Origin of the sequence: Acinetobacter seifertii (assembly GCF_000368065.1) — a bacterium.
Taxonomy (GTDB): domain Bacteria; phylum Pseudomonadota; class Gammaproteobacteria; order Pseudomonadales; family Moraxellaceae; genus Acinetobacter; species Acinetobacter seifertii.
Genome location: NZ_KB851204.1, coordinates 46,627 through 61,174, shown reverse-complemented (window position 1 = coordinate 61,174; position 14,548 = coordinate 46,627). Strand labels below are relative to the sequence as shown.

The window sequence follows — 14,548 nt, the reverse complement described above, 5'->3', positions numbered from 1 at the left end:
AAAGGTGGTATTAACCACCTTTTATTTTTTCTCTGCCTGAATTAGACGTTGTCCGTTCTGATCAAGTAAATACAAGGTATTACCTACCAACTGGAAGCGTTGAATACGTTGTAAGGAATCAACTAATTCTGCTTCTTGAGCCAAAGCGCCATCACAACTCGAATGACCGGCATTAACTTCCATATCTAGTTTCTTTTGGTTGAAGTCGAAAGTATATCGGCCAAAAATACGATTGCACCCAGTATGACCAGACACAGTTTTGACTGCTGAGTTCAATGAAAGAGTCGGCCATTGGTTAAAGAATTTTGCCTTATGCCCGTTGATCTGAGTAATTTGCCAGTCAATGTCTTGAACACCTTCTGGGCTCACTTTCTTCTTGACTACTTGGGTTTGTACATGGTGTGTGGGCTTTACATGGCCTTTTTGAATATTTTGTTGCGGCGTGCTTTGACATGCTGCCAATACAAGGCTGATTGTGATGAAAAGACATTTCAATGGCAATTTCTTTGCAATATCAATGCTATTCATTTTTCTCAATCGCTGTATTTTCATTACACAACTTCTCCTATCTGAAATGTTGCCAAGCATGGTTTAATTCTGTTACGGTTCTTTCAGTACATCTGTACAATAATATTAGTGATTCTCACTAAGCACATGCTAATATAATGTTCAAAATAGCAATAAATCTTGATGATTGGTTTTGCTATGTCGTTTTGTCTTTTTACCTTGTTTAACAAGGTTTCTAGGAGCGCTGCCGGATATGACTTCCGCCCCACTCAAGGCCCCAATTAACTGGACCGCTAGCATTACCTTAATTGGTTTACCAATTCTTGCTGCAAGCATAATCCCGATTTATGCGTATTATTATGATTTTAGTGTAAGCGCATGGGTAAGCTTATTTTTTCTTTTAGCTTTAAGTAGCATGGGGATTACTGCTGGTTACCACCGTCTTTGGGCACACCGTGCTTATGAAGCGTCATTACCACTTAAAATTCTTTTAATGATTGCAGGCACATTTGCTGTACAAAACAGTATTCTGTTTTGGGCATCTGGTCACCGTACTCACCATCGTCATGTTGACCATGTGGATGAAGATCCATACTCAATTGAACGTGGTTTTTGGTATGCCCATATGGGTTGGATGATCCGCGATCATTCTCCATCTAAACCTGACTTTAAAAATGCACCTGATTTGCTCAATGACAAACTAGTGATGTTCCAACATAAATACTACGGTCTAATGGTTGTAGCAGTTCATGTGGGTATTTTAGGTTTAGTTGGCTGGGCAACTGGTGACTTATGGGGAGTTGTACTTCTCGGTGGTTTATTGCGTTTAATCATTAGCCATCAAGTAACATTCTTCATTAACTCACTTTGCCATATGTTTGGTAAACGCCCTTATACCGATGAAAACTCAGCACGCGATAACTTCTGGTTAGCGATTGCAACATGGGGCGAGGGTTATCATAACTATCACCATATTTTCCAATACGATTATCGTAATGGTGTGAAGTGGTGGCAATATGACCCAACTAAATGGTTAATCTGGACATGTTCTAAAGTTGGTTTAGCAAAGAACTTACGTCGTATTCCAAGCTTTAATATTAAAAAAGCAGAATTGGCAATGAAGTTTAAATATGCTGAACAAGACCTTGCTATTTATGGTCATGATGTAAATGCTGACATGAGCCAAATGAAGCAACGCATTGCTCAAGAATATGAAGCATTTACCCACACTTTAAATGACTGGGCGAAACTCAAAGAACAAGAGTTACAAGCAAAGAAAGCAGCTATGGCTGAAAAGATTCATAAAATGGATCATAAGTTAAAGGTTGATTTCCAATTGCTTGAACATCGTTTGAGTCACCACCGTGAGTGTTTAGAAACTTTAATGCGCAACATTAAAAAGAACACAAACGTCGTACCAGACTAATACGACTCTAGTTCGTAATAGCGCCTGTAAAAGCCATGCTTTACAGGCGCTATTTTTTTGGCTGGTTTTTAACTATGGTATAGTGAAGTTCGCCTCAAATATTTAATCCAGTCTATGCATTTTAATCCGCTTTATTCATCACTCAATCCTAAGCTTTTTCATATACAGCAGCCCACCCCTCTTCGTGGTGCGAAAGCTGGACACTTCAATTTAGCTTTAGCCGAAGAACTACAATGGACGGATGAAGAAAAAGAGGCATGGGTAGAAATTTGCAGTGGTCAGCGGACTTTCTCAGAGTTTCCACCTTTAGCAATGGTTTATGCAGGCCATCAATTTGGGCAATGGACAGGTCAGCTAGGCGATGGACGTGGTTTACTCATTGGACAAATTCTGAATAAAAATGGCCAAACCATCGATTTACATTTAAAGGGTGCAGGCCCTACCCCTTATTCACGTATGGGAGATGGTCGAGCAGTTTTACGCTCTGTTATTCGTGAATATTTAGCAGGTCATGCATTAAATGCTCTAGGAGTCGCTTCAAGTCATGCAGTAGGTTTTACAAGCTCTGCTCAAGGTGTACAGCGTGAAAAACTAGAACCTGGCGCAATGCTGCTCAGAACATCTGAATGTCATATTCGTTTAGGGCACTTTGAATGGATCAATCAATATGCACCTGAGTTATTAAAAGAGTTCACTCAAAAATGTATTGAATGGCACTATCCAGAATGCCAGCAAGAAGCACAACCTATTTTAGCTTTTGCTAAAGCTGTGATTAGAAATACAGCCATCATGATTGCTAAATGGCAATTGGTCGGTTTTGCTCATGGCGTAATGAATACCGACAACTTAAATATTACAGGCTCTACACTCGATTTTGGCCCATATGGTTTTATGGAACGTTTCCGCCCGAACTGGATTAACAACCATTCCGACTACCAAGGGCGCTATACCTATCAAAACCAGCCAAGTATTGCGCACTGGAATTTATGGACTTGGTTAAATAATCTAGTTCCACTTGCTGAACCTGAACAAAAAGAGCAATTCAAAGAAGAATTAGCTGCTTGCTTAGAAGGGTTTGAGCCCACCTTTATTGAGCACTACACCACTGGATTGTGTCAAAAAATGGGCCTTCCTCATTTCCATAAAGATAGCCTTGATTGTAGTTTTGCTTTTTTAAGAATCTTACAAACCGAGCAGCTAGATTACACTCAAAGTTTTATTCGACTGCAAAATAAAGAGTATAAGGCTCTACGTGATGATTGCCTCGATATTCGACAGTTCGACGAGTTCCTTAGCCAATATGAAAATATCCGTGAACATCAAGATACAGATGAACTTGATGCAAATATGCAAGAAGCAAATCCGATTTATATTTTACGTAATCATATGGCACAGCGAGCGATTGAAGCAGCGGAGCGAGATGATTTTAGTGAGGTAGACCGTTTGTTTAAGCTACTCAATCATCCTTATATAAGACAGCCAGATTTGGAAAAACCAGAAGATTTAGGCCCCTTACCAAGTGATGTGCCTGATGTAGCGGTGAGCTGTTCGTCTTAATATAAAAAAAACTAAAACTCTCTTAAGTCGCTTAAGAGAGTTTCTTAAACATCAAAGAATAATATATGAAAATTAGACCTATCATTATTTGTACACTTCTATTCATTCCACTTGGAATTGCTTTTTATAAGTATGAAAAATATTTACCTACTTTTGTCTCTTCTCATGAAGAACTCACAAGTAATGAGATATCTCACCTTATAAAGACAAAACCTATAACCTCAATTGAAGTGTTTAAAAATCAACGCATCCTTCTACTTAAAAGTGATCAGGAAGTAATTCGTCGTTACCTTATTCGTTTAGGCTTCAACCCTGAAGGGCATAAAAATTTTGAAAATGACGGTAAAACACCTGAAGGTGTTTATTCTATAGACTGGCGCAATCCCAAAAGTGCTTTCTATAAATCACTGCATATTTCCTATCCTAATACACAAGATGTTGCCTATGCTAAACAGCATAATCAGCCGGCAGGTGGGAATATCATGATCCATGGATCTGCCCCAAATTCCTTTTTATGGATACCTTTTAGTTCAAGTTATATGCCACACAAAGATTGGACTTTAGGTTGTATTGCAGTTAGAAATGTAGATATAGATGAAATTTGGCAATTAGTCCCTAATCATACCAAGATTATAATTTATCCATAATCTTTGAAAACTATCCACATTTTCTGTGGATAACATTGTGGTTATCCACAGAATAACTTTTCTGAACAGTTTACTCTTCTGGATACTCGAAGCGGTAACCAACGCCATAAACAGCTTGAATCCATTCATGACGGTTACCAGTTTCAGCTGCTTCACTAATTTTTCGGCGCTAGTTTTTAATATGGCTGTCAATAACTCGGTCAGCAACATCAAAGCTGTCTGGATTAATATGGTCTAATAATTGCGCACGTGAATAAACTTGTCCGACATGTTCTAAAAATAGCTCAAGTAGGCGAAATTCTGTCGGCGTTAAACTTAACGACTTTTGTTGATACCAAATTCTTTGCTGAGCTTTATCAATACGGAAGGAGTCATTTTGCTCTGGCTCGGCCTTACGCTCTAAACGACGTAAAACGGCCTGTACACGTGCAACTAACTCTTTTGGACTAAATGGCTTACAAACGTAATCATCAGCACCCATATTGAGACCTAAAACTCGATCAATTTCTTCAGTACGTGCAGTCACCATAATAATCGGTAAATCTGACTGTTCACGTACTTTACGGCAAATCGTTAAACCATCCATTCTTGGAACCATTAAGTCCAGAATCATTAAATTAGGTTTCCGTTGCTGAAAGCTCGTGTAAGCATCTTGACCATCATGAAACATACTTACTTCAAAACCAGCAGCTTCAAGATAATCACGTACCAGATGCGCTAACTCAACTTCATCCTCAACCAACATTACATGCTTCATGGGCCATTTTTCCTTTTATTTAACTCTGCTTTTTAAAGGTAAGTACACAGCGTAAACCACCCAATGGAGAGTGTTCAAAACTTAGTGTACCACCAAGCGCTTGCGCAATTTTACAAGATAAAGCCAAGCCTAATCCCGTTCCACCTGTACTACGCGTACGCGAATCATCTACTCGATAAAAACGCTCACCTAAACGTAATAGTTGCTCATCACTTAAACCAAACGGGCTATCATCAACATACAAAGTCCACTCTTGAGCAGTTTGACTTGTATGAATATGAATTTTGCCACCTGTTTCTGTGTAACGAATACTATTACTAATTAAATTAACAATAATTTGTTTAAAGCGATCACGATCTAACAGTAAAGATACCCCTTCACCTTCAACCTTAATTTCCAGATTTGCTTGCTCAAGTTTAGGTCTAAAGTTTTCAACTTCTTGTAATACAGCATCCCACGGATTCACTGAACCTAAGTAACATTTAAGTTGCTGAGCATCAGCCTGTGCTAGATCTGCTAGGTCTTGGGTAAGTTTCTTTAAGCTTGAAACTTGTCTCATCATGGCATCGAGATGTTCAGGAGTTGCCTTTCGAATACCATCTTGCATTGCTTCGATTTGCGCTTGCAATACAGCCAACGGTGTTTTCAACTCGTGAGACGTATCTGCAACCCATTGACGGCGTGATTCTTCATGTTGATGTAAAATCTCGGCCAAATGGTTCAATTGAGTTGATAAATCACCAAGTTCATCATTTCGTTTAATCACTACTTGATGTTGGTAATTACCTTTTGTTAACTCCCTTGTTGCATTTAATAAACGTTGAATTGGCTTTTTAAAATAAGTTGCCATTAAAAGTGCTGCAACTAAACTCGATAGTAAAGTTAAAGCATAAATTAAAAGTAAATAACGCTTTTGATTACTAAAGAAATTAATACTTAAAGCATCTTCTTTATCTAGAACTGGTTTTAGACCTAAATAACCGACCACCTGATTGTTGACGATAATGGGACGGTAAGACATTTGATCTGAAGATGGAGGTTCACCAACTACAAATTGATGTTTGGCATCATATAAAGATAAACGAGAACTTAAGCCCAAACGGTCTGGCAAAGCAATAAAGCGCTTTTTGCCATTTTGTGTCTCAATATCTTTAAGACTTCCTTTTTTTGAATTACCCTTTTTATCATCACGCGGACGGAATTGGTTTGCGCTTAATGGAAATTTTAAGCCTTCAAATGGTTGATATTCTGAAGGTAAGTTCTTTTCAAGTGTGCGTAGCTCTTCATCACTAAAAATAGAATTTTTATTTGCTGTCGCTCCATCTGGAGAAACATTAATGAGCGTGTGTTCATCGAACGAATGCTGCTGAATCGCAATATCATATTGACGTCTTAACCACCACTGTGAGAGACGGTCATAATCGTCTGGCGCTGCCGTTCCTTCAATTTGTAAGATTTGCGCCTGAATTGCATTTCCCCAATCATGATAAACGCTATACACATTTCCAAGATTGGTCATGAGCCGATCTAGCTTTTGCATTTCAACATCGGCCACATATTTGGCAAAGTTCTTTTGCATCGTCCAGTGCAGAACACTCAAACTTGCGGTTGCAATTAACAATGTAGTCAGCAAGACTGTTAAAAATAGCCGCAATGCAATTGGAACACGTAGTACGTTCAAAAGTACTCTCTCATTTTTACCCTATATTTTTCATTGTAACTAACAACCAAAAGAAAAACTCTCCATTGTTTCTTCATCTTTATTATCTAATCTTTAAGGTATGTGGAAACAAACATTAAAAGGGCTTTAGATATGAAAATGACTGCTAAAATTGCATTATTCAGTGCAGCAATTGTAACTATGGGTAGTTTGGCTGCGTGTCAATCAATGACTCAACCTCCTAAACCAGAACATGGCATGATGCAAGATGGTCCACGAGATGGTCATCACCGTATGAAGCACCGTGAATTTACCCCTGAACAAAAAGCAGCGTGGGAGCAGCACCGCGCAGAGCGTCAAGCTCGTTTTGAACAAATTCAAAAAGCATGTGAAGGCAAAGCAAATGGTCAAGCTGTAAATGTTCAAGTTGGAGATAGAACACTTGAAGGTACGTGTAACTTACGTTTTGAACCAAAGCGCCCTCAACCACCAGTTAATGCCCCTGCTCCAGCAGCAGTTCAAGCAAAATAAAGCTTAAAGCAATAAAGTAAAAGGCGCTTCTATGCGCCTTTTTTTATGTACATAACTATTTACGATTTTGACTATTTTGTCTCATCTAAACTTCACTAAAAGTGTTTACACTCAAAGCACTTACATAGTTCAAGTATTTTTTTCTTGACTTTGCAGTCACAAAGTAAAGGCCCTGAGGTGCTTGTACAGTTATGCAAGTTGTTGCACGATGTAATGGTTCAAGGTGCCTCTTATGGCACATTATCGTAGATTAGGATTATAACTCTGGTTTCACCAGTATTGAGGAACCCGATATGCCACAATACAAAGCGCCCTTACGTGATATGCAATTCGTTTTGCATGAATTATTAAATGCAGAAGAGCACTATGCAAAATTACCTGATTTCCAAGGTAACGTAAGCCGTGAATTGGTTGATCAATATTTAGAAGCTGCGGCAGACTTCTGTGAAAATGAACTTTCTCCTTTAAACCAAGTTGGCGACCGCGAAGGTTGTACTTGGAATGATGGTGTAGTCACTACTCCAACAGGATTTAAAGAAGCTTATCAAAAATATATTGAACTTGGCTTCCCGTCTTTATCAGCAGAAGAACAATACGGCGGTCAAGGTCTACCTAACTCTTTAGGTATCGCAATTTCAGAAATGGTTGGTAGCTCTAACTGGGCATGGGGTATGTACCCAGGCTTATCTCACGGAGCAGTACGTACATTAGAACATCATGGTTCTGATGAACAAAAAAATACGTACTTGCCTAACCTTGTTTCTGGTGTTTGGACAGGTACGATGTGCTTAACTGAATCTCATGCAGGTTCAGACTTAGGTATTATCCGTACTAAAGCAGAACCAAATGCAGATGGTAGCTATGCAATTTCTGGCGAGAAAATCTTTATCTCTGCTGGTGAACATGACATGGCTGACAACATCATCCATATTGTTCTTGCTCGCCTTCCAGGTGCACCAAAAGGTACTAAAGGTATTTCGTTATTCATCGTTCCTAAATTCCATGTAAATGCAGATGGAACTGTGGGCGAGCGTAACGCTGTGCGTTGTGGTTCTATCGAACACAAAATGGGTATCCATGGTAACGCAACTTGTGTCATCAACTTCGACCAAGCTAAAGGTTACTTGATTGGACCTGAAAACCGTGGCCTGAACTGTATGTTCACTTTCATGAACACAGCACGTATTGGTACTGCTGTTCAAGGTTTAGCAGCGTCTGAGTCATCTTTCCAAGGTGCTTTAACTTACGCGAAAGATCGTTTAGCAATGCGTTCACTTTCTGGTCCTAAAGCTCCAGAAAAAGAAGCAGATCCAATTATTGTTCACCCTGCTGTTCGTAACATGCTTTTAACTCAAAAAGCATTTGCTGAAGGCGGTCGTGCACTTGTTTACTTACTCGCTCAATATGCAGATATCGTTGAAAAAGGCGAAACTGAAGAAGAGCGTAAGTTTGCTGACAATATCTTGTCTTTATTGACTCCAATTGCAAAAGCTTTCTTAACTGAAACAGGTTCTGAGTCTGCTAAGCATGGTGTTCAAGTCTTCGGTGGTCATGGCTTTATTTCTGAGCATGGCATGGAGCAAATCGTACGTGATACACGTATTGCCTGCTTGTATGAAGGTACAACTGAAATTCAAGCACTAGACTTGTTAGGCCGTAAAGTTTTACAAACTCAAGGTGCAATGCTCCGTGATTTCACTAAGATTGTTCATAAGTTTGTAGAAGCAAATAAAGACAATGCTGCCATGAAAGAATTTGTTGAGCCACTTGCTGCGCTTAACAAAGAATGGGGCGATCTCACTATGCAAATCGGTATGCGTGCAATGCAAAATCCGGATGAAGTGGGTGCTGCTGCTGTAGATTACCTATACTTCGCTGGTTACGTGACTTTAGGTTATCTATGGGCTCGTATGGCGCTTGTAGCACAAGAGAAATTGGCAGAAGGTACAACTGACGTTGATTTCTACAACGCGAAAGTTACCACTGCTCGCTTCTATTTCAAGAAAATCTTGCCACGCGTACGTTCTCATGTAGACGTGATTGCTGGTGGTCTAGACCCATTGATGTCATTAGATGCTGAACATTTCGCTTTCTAACCATAGTTAGTTGCGATATGCAATGTTAAAAACTAAAAAAGGACTGCTCAGTTTTGACGGTCCTTTTTTATAAAATCAGTGATAAATTGAGACTTTAAATTCAATATCCATTTCGTTTTACAGGATATCTAGCACAGGTCAATGTGCATAAAAAAGGTGAACGATTATGCCAATTTACAATGCTCCTTTAGCTGATATGAAATTCATCTTAAATGATGTATTTAAAGCAGAACAATTTTGGCAGTCTAATGAGAAACTTGCTCATGTAGATGCTGCAACTGCTGAAGCAATTTTAGAAGAAATGGCTAAATTTGCTCAGAACGTGACTCACCCATTAAACCGTACTGGTGATGAAGAAGGCGCTCGCTACGAAAACGGCGAAGTCTTTACTCCTGCTGGCTTTAAAGATGCATTTCGTCAATATGCAGAAGGTGGTTGGATTGGCTTAGGCGCAGATGAAGAATGGGGCGGTCAAGGCATGCCAAAAATGCTGACCGTTCTTGCCGATGAAATGTTATTTGCGACAAACCCATCTTTCATGCTCTACCCGCTTCTTTCAGTGGGTGCTGGCATGGCTTTAAGTAGCTATGCATCTCAAGAGCAAAAAGAAACTTATTTACCTAAGATTTATTCAGGTGAATGGTCAGGTACCATGTGCTTGACTGAACCACACGCAGGTACTGATTTAGGTATTATCAAAACTAAAGCAGAGCGTAATGAAGACGGTACTTATAACATTACTGGTACTAAAATTTTCATTACTGGTGGTGATAACGATTTAGCAGAAAATATCATTCACTTGGTACTTGCTAAAACTCCTGATGCACCTGCGGGTTCACGTGGTATCTCACTATTTATTGTTCCGAAATACCTAGTAAATGAAGATGGCTCGTTAGGCGACCGTAACCATGTTGGCCCAGGTTCTATTGAACATAAAATGGGGATCAAGGCATCTGCTACTTGTGTGATGAACTTTGATGGCGCAAAAGGTTACCTCGTTGGTAAAGAAAACGAAGGGCTTGCTGCAATGTTCGTGATGATGAACTACGAACGTTTATCAATGGGTATCCAAGGCTTAGGCGCTTCTGAGTTTGCTTATCAAAATGCTGCTCAATATGCGACTGACCGTTTACAAGGTCGTAGTGCTGCGGGTGTTCAATCACCCAATAAACCTGCTGACAGCATTTTAGTCCATGGTGATGTACGTCGTATGCTACTTAACGTACGTGCAAACAATGAAGCATCACGTGCATTTGCAGTTTATGTAGGTCAACAACTCGATATCACTAAGTTCTCAACTGATGCAGAAGCGGTGAAAAAAGCCAATAATCGCGTTGCGCTTTTAACACCGATTGCAAAAGCATACCTTACAGATACAGCATTCCAAGCAACTTTAGATGCTCAAATGGTATTTGGTGGTCACGGTTATATTCGTGAATGGGGTATGGAACAATGTATTCGTGATCTTCGTATTGCTCAAATCTACGAAGGTACCAATGGCGTTCAATCTCAAGATTTAATTGGTCGTAAAACTATTAAATGTGGCGGCGCATTCATTGCTGAATACATCACTGAGATTCGTGACTTTGCAAATGACCTAGACACAGATTTGAACTTCATTAAAGATGCAACATTAGATGCTGCAACTGAAATTGAAGCAATTACTCAGTTTATTATTGAGCAAGCTGCTGAAAACGTAGACTTCCCAAATGCTGCTGCTGTTGATTATTTACATGCAGTGGGCTTACTCAGCTTCGCTTATATGTTTGCAAAAATTTCTGCTGCAGCTAAAGATAAGTCTGGTGATTTCTACCAAAACAAACTTGCTTTAGCTCAATACTTTGTTGAACGTATCTTGCCGGATATTGATGCACGTATTGCTAAAATTAAAGCGGGTGCTGACTTAATTATGGGCTTTAGTGAAGACTACTTTACCAACCAAGCATAATTAAATTTTTCATAAAAGACGCCTGATTACTCAGGCGTTTTTTATTTTGTATTTACTATTTCTATTGGCATAAAATTTGTTTATTTTCTAGGCATACAAATATCAAAAAAGATTTTACTATGCCTGATCCTAAAAAGTTTGAAAGAACACTCGACCGATTTGGACACTATGCTGTTGAGGCTTTTCATTATTTGGCTTTATTCATTATCGGCTGTATGGTGGCATGGTCAGCGGCACATACTGTTTTTGAAATTTTAACTATCAAAAAATATGCATCAATTGATGATATTTTACTATTATTTATCTACCTAGAACTTGGCGCAATGGTTGGGATTTACTTTAAAACCAATCACATGCCTGTACGCTTTCTTATTTACGTCGCAATTACAGCATTAACCCGACTACTCATTTCCGATATTCAACATGACCATAAAGCGGATATCGATCAAGTCATTATTACTGGTTCAATTTTAATTTTAGCGATTTCCATTTTAGTCGTTCGTTTTGCTTCATGGAATTATCCATCGGTCATGAAAGAAAAGCATTCAAAGACCCCAGTCTCACTCAAAACTCCTCAGCCACAAGATGATGAATTAGCATAAAAAAAAGGCCTCGATACTGAGGCCTTTCTAATATTCTATATTTTACACTTAACGCACACGATAAACTTGGTGATGTGAATCAACTAATAAATATTGATTCGGCGTTTTCACCCAGTGATACCCACGTGGTGGCTCATATAAACGATGTGCGCGCCAGTCTGAAACAAAGTAACGGTGATCACGGTATTCTACAGGAATACGCTCCCCTCGCTTGACTACTACATATTCACCACCACGGTTTGCTTTGATCCAACCCGGTCCTCTATGTTCATCGCGATGGTCGTAACGTTGATCATAATGTCGATTAGCGTTGCCGTGATAATTATCCCAGCGATTATTTGAATCCGCCATCGCAGTAGCAGATATACCCAACATTAAAGTTGAAAGTACAAGAACGATTGGCTTTTTCATGGTGCATCCCTTTTGTCTTGATATAGAGCTAGATTAAGAGAGAGTCAAGGAGAAACCATGAATAAAACAGGCTTGATTGATATTGTTTGTAATGACTATAAAGAAAATATGAAGAATCTGTATCTATGCTACCATTAGCATTTTCCAAGCTAGGTCAATTGCTGTGTCTGAAATCAGTTTTGAACGTCTTCATCAATTTTTCTGCAAAGTTCCAAGTGTACAAGAAGCCCGTATTATGGCTCATGGAGCAGATGGCGAACACGCTTGGTGGTTTAAGTTCAGTATTGATGTAGAACACCCGCTTGCATGGCAAACCGTACAAGAACTCGGCCATGTTTTAAATTATCTATCGACGAATGAACGTCTACCAACATTATTCTTTCCTGTTTCACCACCACCTTATATGAATGGTGAAGCCAAAGATTTTTTATCGTGGATTATTCAGTGTAATCACCCTGAGTTTAATCCTGACGTGGTTTGTGATTGGCTTGAGGCGCGTTTACCAAATCCGGTAGATGATGAATCTCAATGGAAAATTAAGACTGATTTGAGTGAAATAGAAAAGTTAGATGATAAGGCTTTAGATCAATTGATTCCTCCAGCGCCTTAAATCGGACTTATGGCACAGCCTTTACTTACAGTGATGTTCTAATATGTTTTGTATAGGCTAATGCCTCACTTTTGAAAGGTCAAAAGTGACAAAAAACCTTTGTTCCACTGATGTTGCTTCCCTGCAACACAGTGGAACGGCGACATCCATGTCGCCAATCACCTTGCCAATTCTGTACAAAATCACGGCAACGAATAAGTTCCAAGTATAGAACCAAACTAAGCAAGACTCCGTAGTGAACATATCACTTCAACGTTTATATAAAAAATAGAATTAGAAAGTCGATAACCCTGACCATTCCATAAAGCGATAAATCCAATATTTCACTTTAGACTCGTCGGCATACTTCGCGTAATCGACACTCATCTGTTTCCCCTGCAAGTTTGACCATGAAGTATTGAAGTAATCCTGAGCATCTTTAAAAACTTGATCTTGAGCTTTGCCTATAACCAACATATCCGTTTCAAGGTTGTAATTTTTTAAATTACGAGCAGTGAAATTGGCAGAACCTACAATCAACTCAGCTTGCTGGTTGTTATATTTCACAATCATTTTGCTATGGTTCTGCTCACCATGCGTGTCACACCAACGGATTGGAATGCCTGCAGCATGTAACTCTGAAGCAACCTGACGGTTTGGAATACCATTCTTTTGTCTTCCAAATGCATCTTTATTTGGATCAAGTAAAACACGAACAATCACACCTCGTGCTTGAGCATTTTTTAGAGCTTGAATAATCTTACGTTCAGACAAATAAAACATACTTAAATCAATATGCTCTTTCGGTTTAGCCGAGTTAATTAATTTCAGCACAGATTCATAGATCGCACCTTCCGTTAACACTTGAACTTGAGGCTTGGTTATATCTTTTTCAAAGTCACCTAAAATCAGTGAGGGTGAACTACTTCCAGACATTTGTGCAACAGCAGCCTCTGTTTGGAGAACATCAGAAGCCGTGGCTCCTGTTACAACCAACGCAACATTAGAGTGTCTAGAACTACCATCGTGTGGATTTGCTGACGTAACCAATGATTTCCAGCCAGCATCGGTATCAACAACTAATGTTTTACGATGATTGGCTTTAAAATTGAATAAGTTCAGATAACTTCGTAACGTAATTTTTTCATTACCAAATGGGTTAGGTAACCAGCCCTTTTCAGGGTTATTTCCAACACTCTGACAACAGATATACCAAACCCCTGACCAAAGTGGATTAGATGCACGTAAAGGGATCAGATTCGTTTCGATAACATCAACCCCAGCTTGACGTAACTGACGATAATGCTCAGGGCCTAAACCACCATAAACCGAGTTAATGGGGTCAGTAATTAGTACAATTTGAATTTGACGGTTTTGTCTTTTCTTACTCACTAATGCATCGGTTAACTCTTGCATCAATGGTCTTTGCTTTATTTTTGAATCCCCCACCTCTGAATTGAATAAGAACATATCGACCACAATAGTAGTCTTTGCCTCATCAATCATTTTCAAGATTTCATCGAAAATATGCTGATCAAGTTTCTGTTGACCATTGGCATCCAGATAGGTTTTATCTGCTAAAAATTTGACATCGGCATGTCTAAGCTTGCCACTAAAGTTAATGCCCTGTGGTAATGGTTTTACTGTGTGGTAAATTGCCGATGCAACATATGCAATAGCAACAACGCAAAGTAATACCGCCATATAACGACGCCCTGACCAATTTATTTTTTGATGAATTCGCTGAAAAATACGCATAAAAAAGACCTAACTTGATCATTTCAAATTAGGTCTTTTGGCTTGATTTTTCAAGTTTA

Annotated in this window: 12 protein-coding genes and 1 pseudogene; 8 read left to right on the top strand and 5 right to left on the bottom strand. The window is 39.1% G+C overall.

Annotated elements, in window-relative coordinates:
* Window positions 1-21: 21 nt before the first annotated feature.
* Window positions 22-552: an META domain-containing protein gene (locus F985_RS22860; RefSeq protein ID WP_004705696.1), complete on the bottom strand. Its 531-nt coding sequence runs from the start codon at window positions 550-552 to the stop codon at window positions 22-24.
* A gap of 208 nt (window positions 553-760) precedes the next feature.
* Between F985_RS22860 and F985_RS22855 the strand changes: the two genes are divergently transcribed.
* From F985_RS22855 to F985_RS22845, 3 genes are all read left to right on the top strand, one after another.
* On the top strand, window positions 761-1,933 hold the full coding sequence (locus F985_RS22855) for an acyl-CoA desaturase (protein WP_004705695.1): 1,173 nt from the start codon (window positions 761-763) through the stop codon (window positions 1,931-1,933).
* A 114-nt stretch (window positions 1,934-2,047) separates the two neighbouring features.
* A complete protein-coding gene (locus F985_RS22850; RefSeq protein ID WP_004705694.1) occupies window positions 2,048-3,490 on the top strand; it encodes a protein adenylyltransferase SelO in 1,443 nt (480 codons plus the stop codon).
* 65 nt (window positions 3,491-3,555) lie between these two features.
* Window positions 3,556-4,137 carry a L,D-transpeptidase family protein gene (locus F985_RS22845; protein ID WP_004705692.1) on the top strand — a complete coding sequence of 194 codons (582 nt, stop codon included), beginning with the start codon at window positions 3,556-3,558 and terminating at the stop codon, window positions 4,135-4,137.
* A 70-nt stretch (window positions 4,138-4,207) separates the two neighbouring features.
* Here F985_RS22845 and F985_RS22840 read toward each other — a convergent pair.
* Window positions 4,208-4,894, bottom strand: a pseudogene (locus F985_RS22840) (response regulator).
* A gap of 19 nt (window positions 4,895-4,913) precedes the next feature.
* Window positions 4,914-6,575, bottom strand: a complete 1,662-nt coding sequence (baeS, locus tag F985_RS22835; RefSeq protein ID WP_004705689.1) for a sensor histidine kinase efflux regulator BaeS — start codon at window positions 6,573-6,575, stop codon at window positions 4,914-4,916.
* A 132-nt stretch (window positions 6,576-6,707) separates the two neighbouring features.
* Between baeS and F985_RS22830 the strand changes: the two genes are divergently transcribed.
* The 4 genes from F985_RS22830 (at window position 6,708) to F985_RS22815 (ending at window position 11,731) form a co-directional block, all read left to right on the top strand.
* Window positions 6,708-7,085 (top strand): hypothetical protein, encoded by a 378-nt coding sequence (locus F985_RS22830; RefSeq protein WP_004705688.1) that lies wholly within the window; start codon window positions 6,708-6,710, stop codon window positions 7,083-7,085.
* A gap of 293 nt (window positions 7,086-7,378) precedes the next feature.
* Window positions 7,379-9,181 (top strand): acyl-CoA dehydrogenase C-terminal domain-containing protein, encoded by a 1,803-nt coding sequence (locus tag F985_RS22825; protein WP_004705687.1) that lies wholly within the window; start codon window positions 7,379-7,381, stop codon window positions 9,179-9,181.
* Between the two features lie 166 nt (window positions 9,182-9,347).
* Window positions 9,348-11,129: an acyl-CoA dehydrogenase C-terminal domain-containing protein gene (locus tag F985_RS22820; RefSeq protein WP_004705686.1), complete on the top strand. Its 1,782-nt coding sequence runs from the start codon at window positions 9,348-9,350 to the stop codon at window positions 11,127-11,129.
* A 119-nt stretch (window positions 11,130-11,248) separates the two neighbouring features.
* Window positions 11,249-11,731: a phosphate-starvation-inducible protein PsiE gene (locus F985_RS22815; protein ID WP_004705685.1), complete on the top strand. Its 483-nt coding sequence runs from the start codon at window positions 11,249-11,251 to the stop codon at window positions 11,729-11,731.
* 48 nt (window positions 11,732-11,779) lie between these two features.
* On the opposite strand, the gene F985_RS22810 is transcribed toward F985_RS22815, so the two are convergent.
* A complete protein-coding gene (locus tag F985_RS22810; protein ID WP_004705684.1) occupies window positions 11,780-12,142 on the bottom strand; it encodes an RcnB family protein in 363 nt (120 codons plus the stop codon).
* A 163-nt stretch (window positions 12,143-12,305) separates the two neighbouring features.
* On the opposite strand from F985_RS22810, the gene F985_RS22805 reads away from it, so the two are divergent.
* Window positions 12,306-12,752: a hypothetical protein gene (locus F985_RS22805; RefSeq protein WP_004705683.1), complete on the top strand. Its 447-nt coding sequence runs from the start codon at window positions 12,306-12,308 to the stop codon at window positions 12,750-12,752.
* A gap of 273 nt (window positions 12,753-13,025) precedes the next feature.
* Here the strand turns inward: F985_RS22805 and F985_RS22800 are convergent, their stop codons facing one another.
* A complete protein-coding gene (locus tag F985_RS22800; protein ID WP_004705682.1) occupies window positions 13,026-14,489 on the bottom strand; it encodes a phospholipase D family protein in 1,464 nt (487 codons plus the stop codon).
* Between the last annotated feature and the right edge of the window lie 59 nt (window positions 14,490-14,548).

Excerpts from the sequence above, each read along its gene's own strand:
- F985_RS22860 (WP_004705696.1), bottom strand. The coding sequence starts at position 552 with ATGAAAATACAGCGATTGAGAAAAATGAATAGCATTGATATTGCAAAG.
- F985_RS22855 (WP_004705695.1), top strand. The coding sequence starts at position 761 with ATGACTTCCGCCCCACTCAAGGCCCCAATTAACTGGACCGCTAGCATT.
- F985_RS22850 (WP_004705694.1), top strand. The coding sequence starts at position 2,048 with ATGCATTTTAATCCGCTTTATTCATCACTCAATCCTAAGCTTTTTCAT.
- F985_RS22845 (WP_004705692.1), top strand. The coding sequence starts at position 3,556 with ATGAAAATTAGACCTATCATTATTTGTACACTTCTATTCATTCCACTT.
- F985_RS22830 (WP_004705688.1), top strand. The coding sequence starts at position 6,708 with ATGAAAATGACTGCTAAAATTGCATTATTCAGTGCAGCAATTGTAACT.
- F985_RS22825 (WP_004705687.1), top strand. The coding sequence starts at position 7,379 with ATGCCACAATACAAAGCGCCCTTACGTGATATGCAATTCGTTTTGCAT.
- F985_RS22820 (WP_004705686.1), top strand. The coding sequence starts at position 9,348 with ATGCCAATTTACAATGCTCCTTTAGCTGATATGAAATTCATCTTAAAT.
- F985_RS22815 (WP_004705685.1), top strand. The coding sequence starts at position 11,249 with ATGCCTGATCCTAAAAAGTTTGAAAGAACACTCGACCGATTTGGACAC.
- F985_RS22810 (WP_004705684.1), bottom strand. The coding sequence starts at position 12,142 with ATGAAAAAGCCAATCGTTCTTGTACTTTCAACTTTAATGTTGGGTATA.
- F985_RS22800 (WP_004705682.1), bottom strand. The coding sequence starts at position 14,489 with ATGCGTATTTTTCAGCGAATTCATCAAAAAATAAATTGGTCAGGGCGT.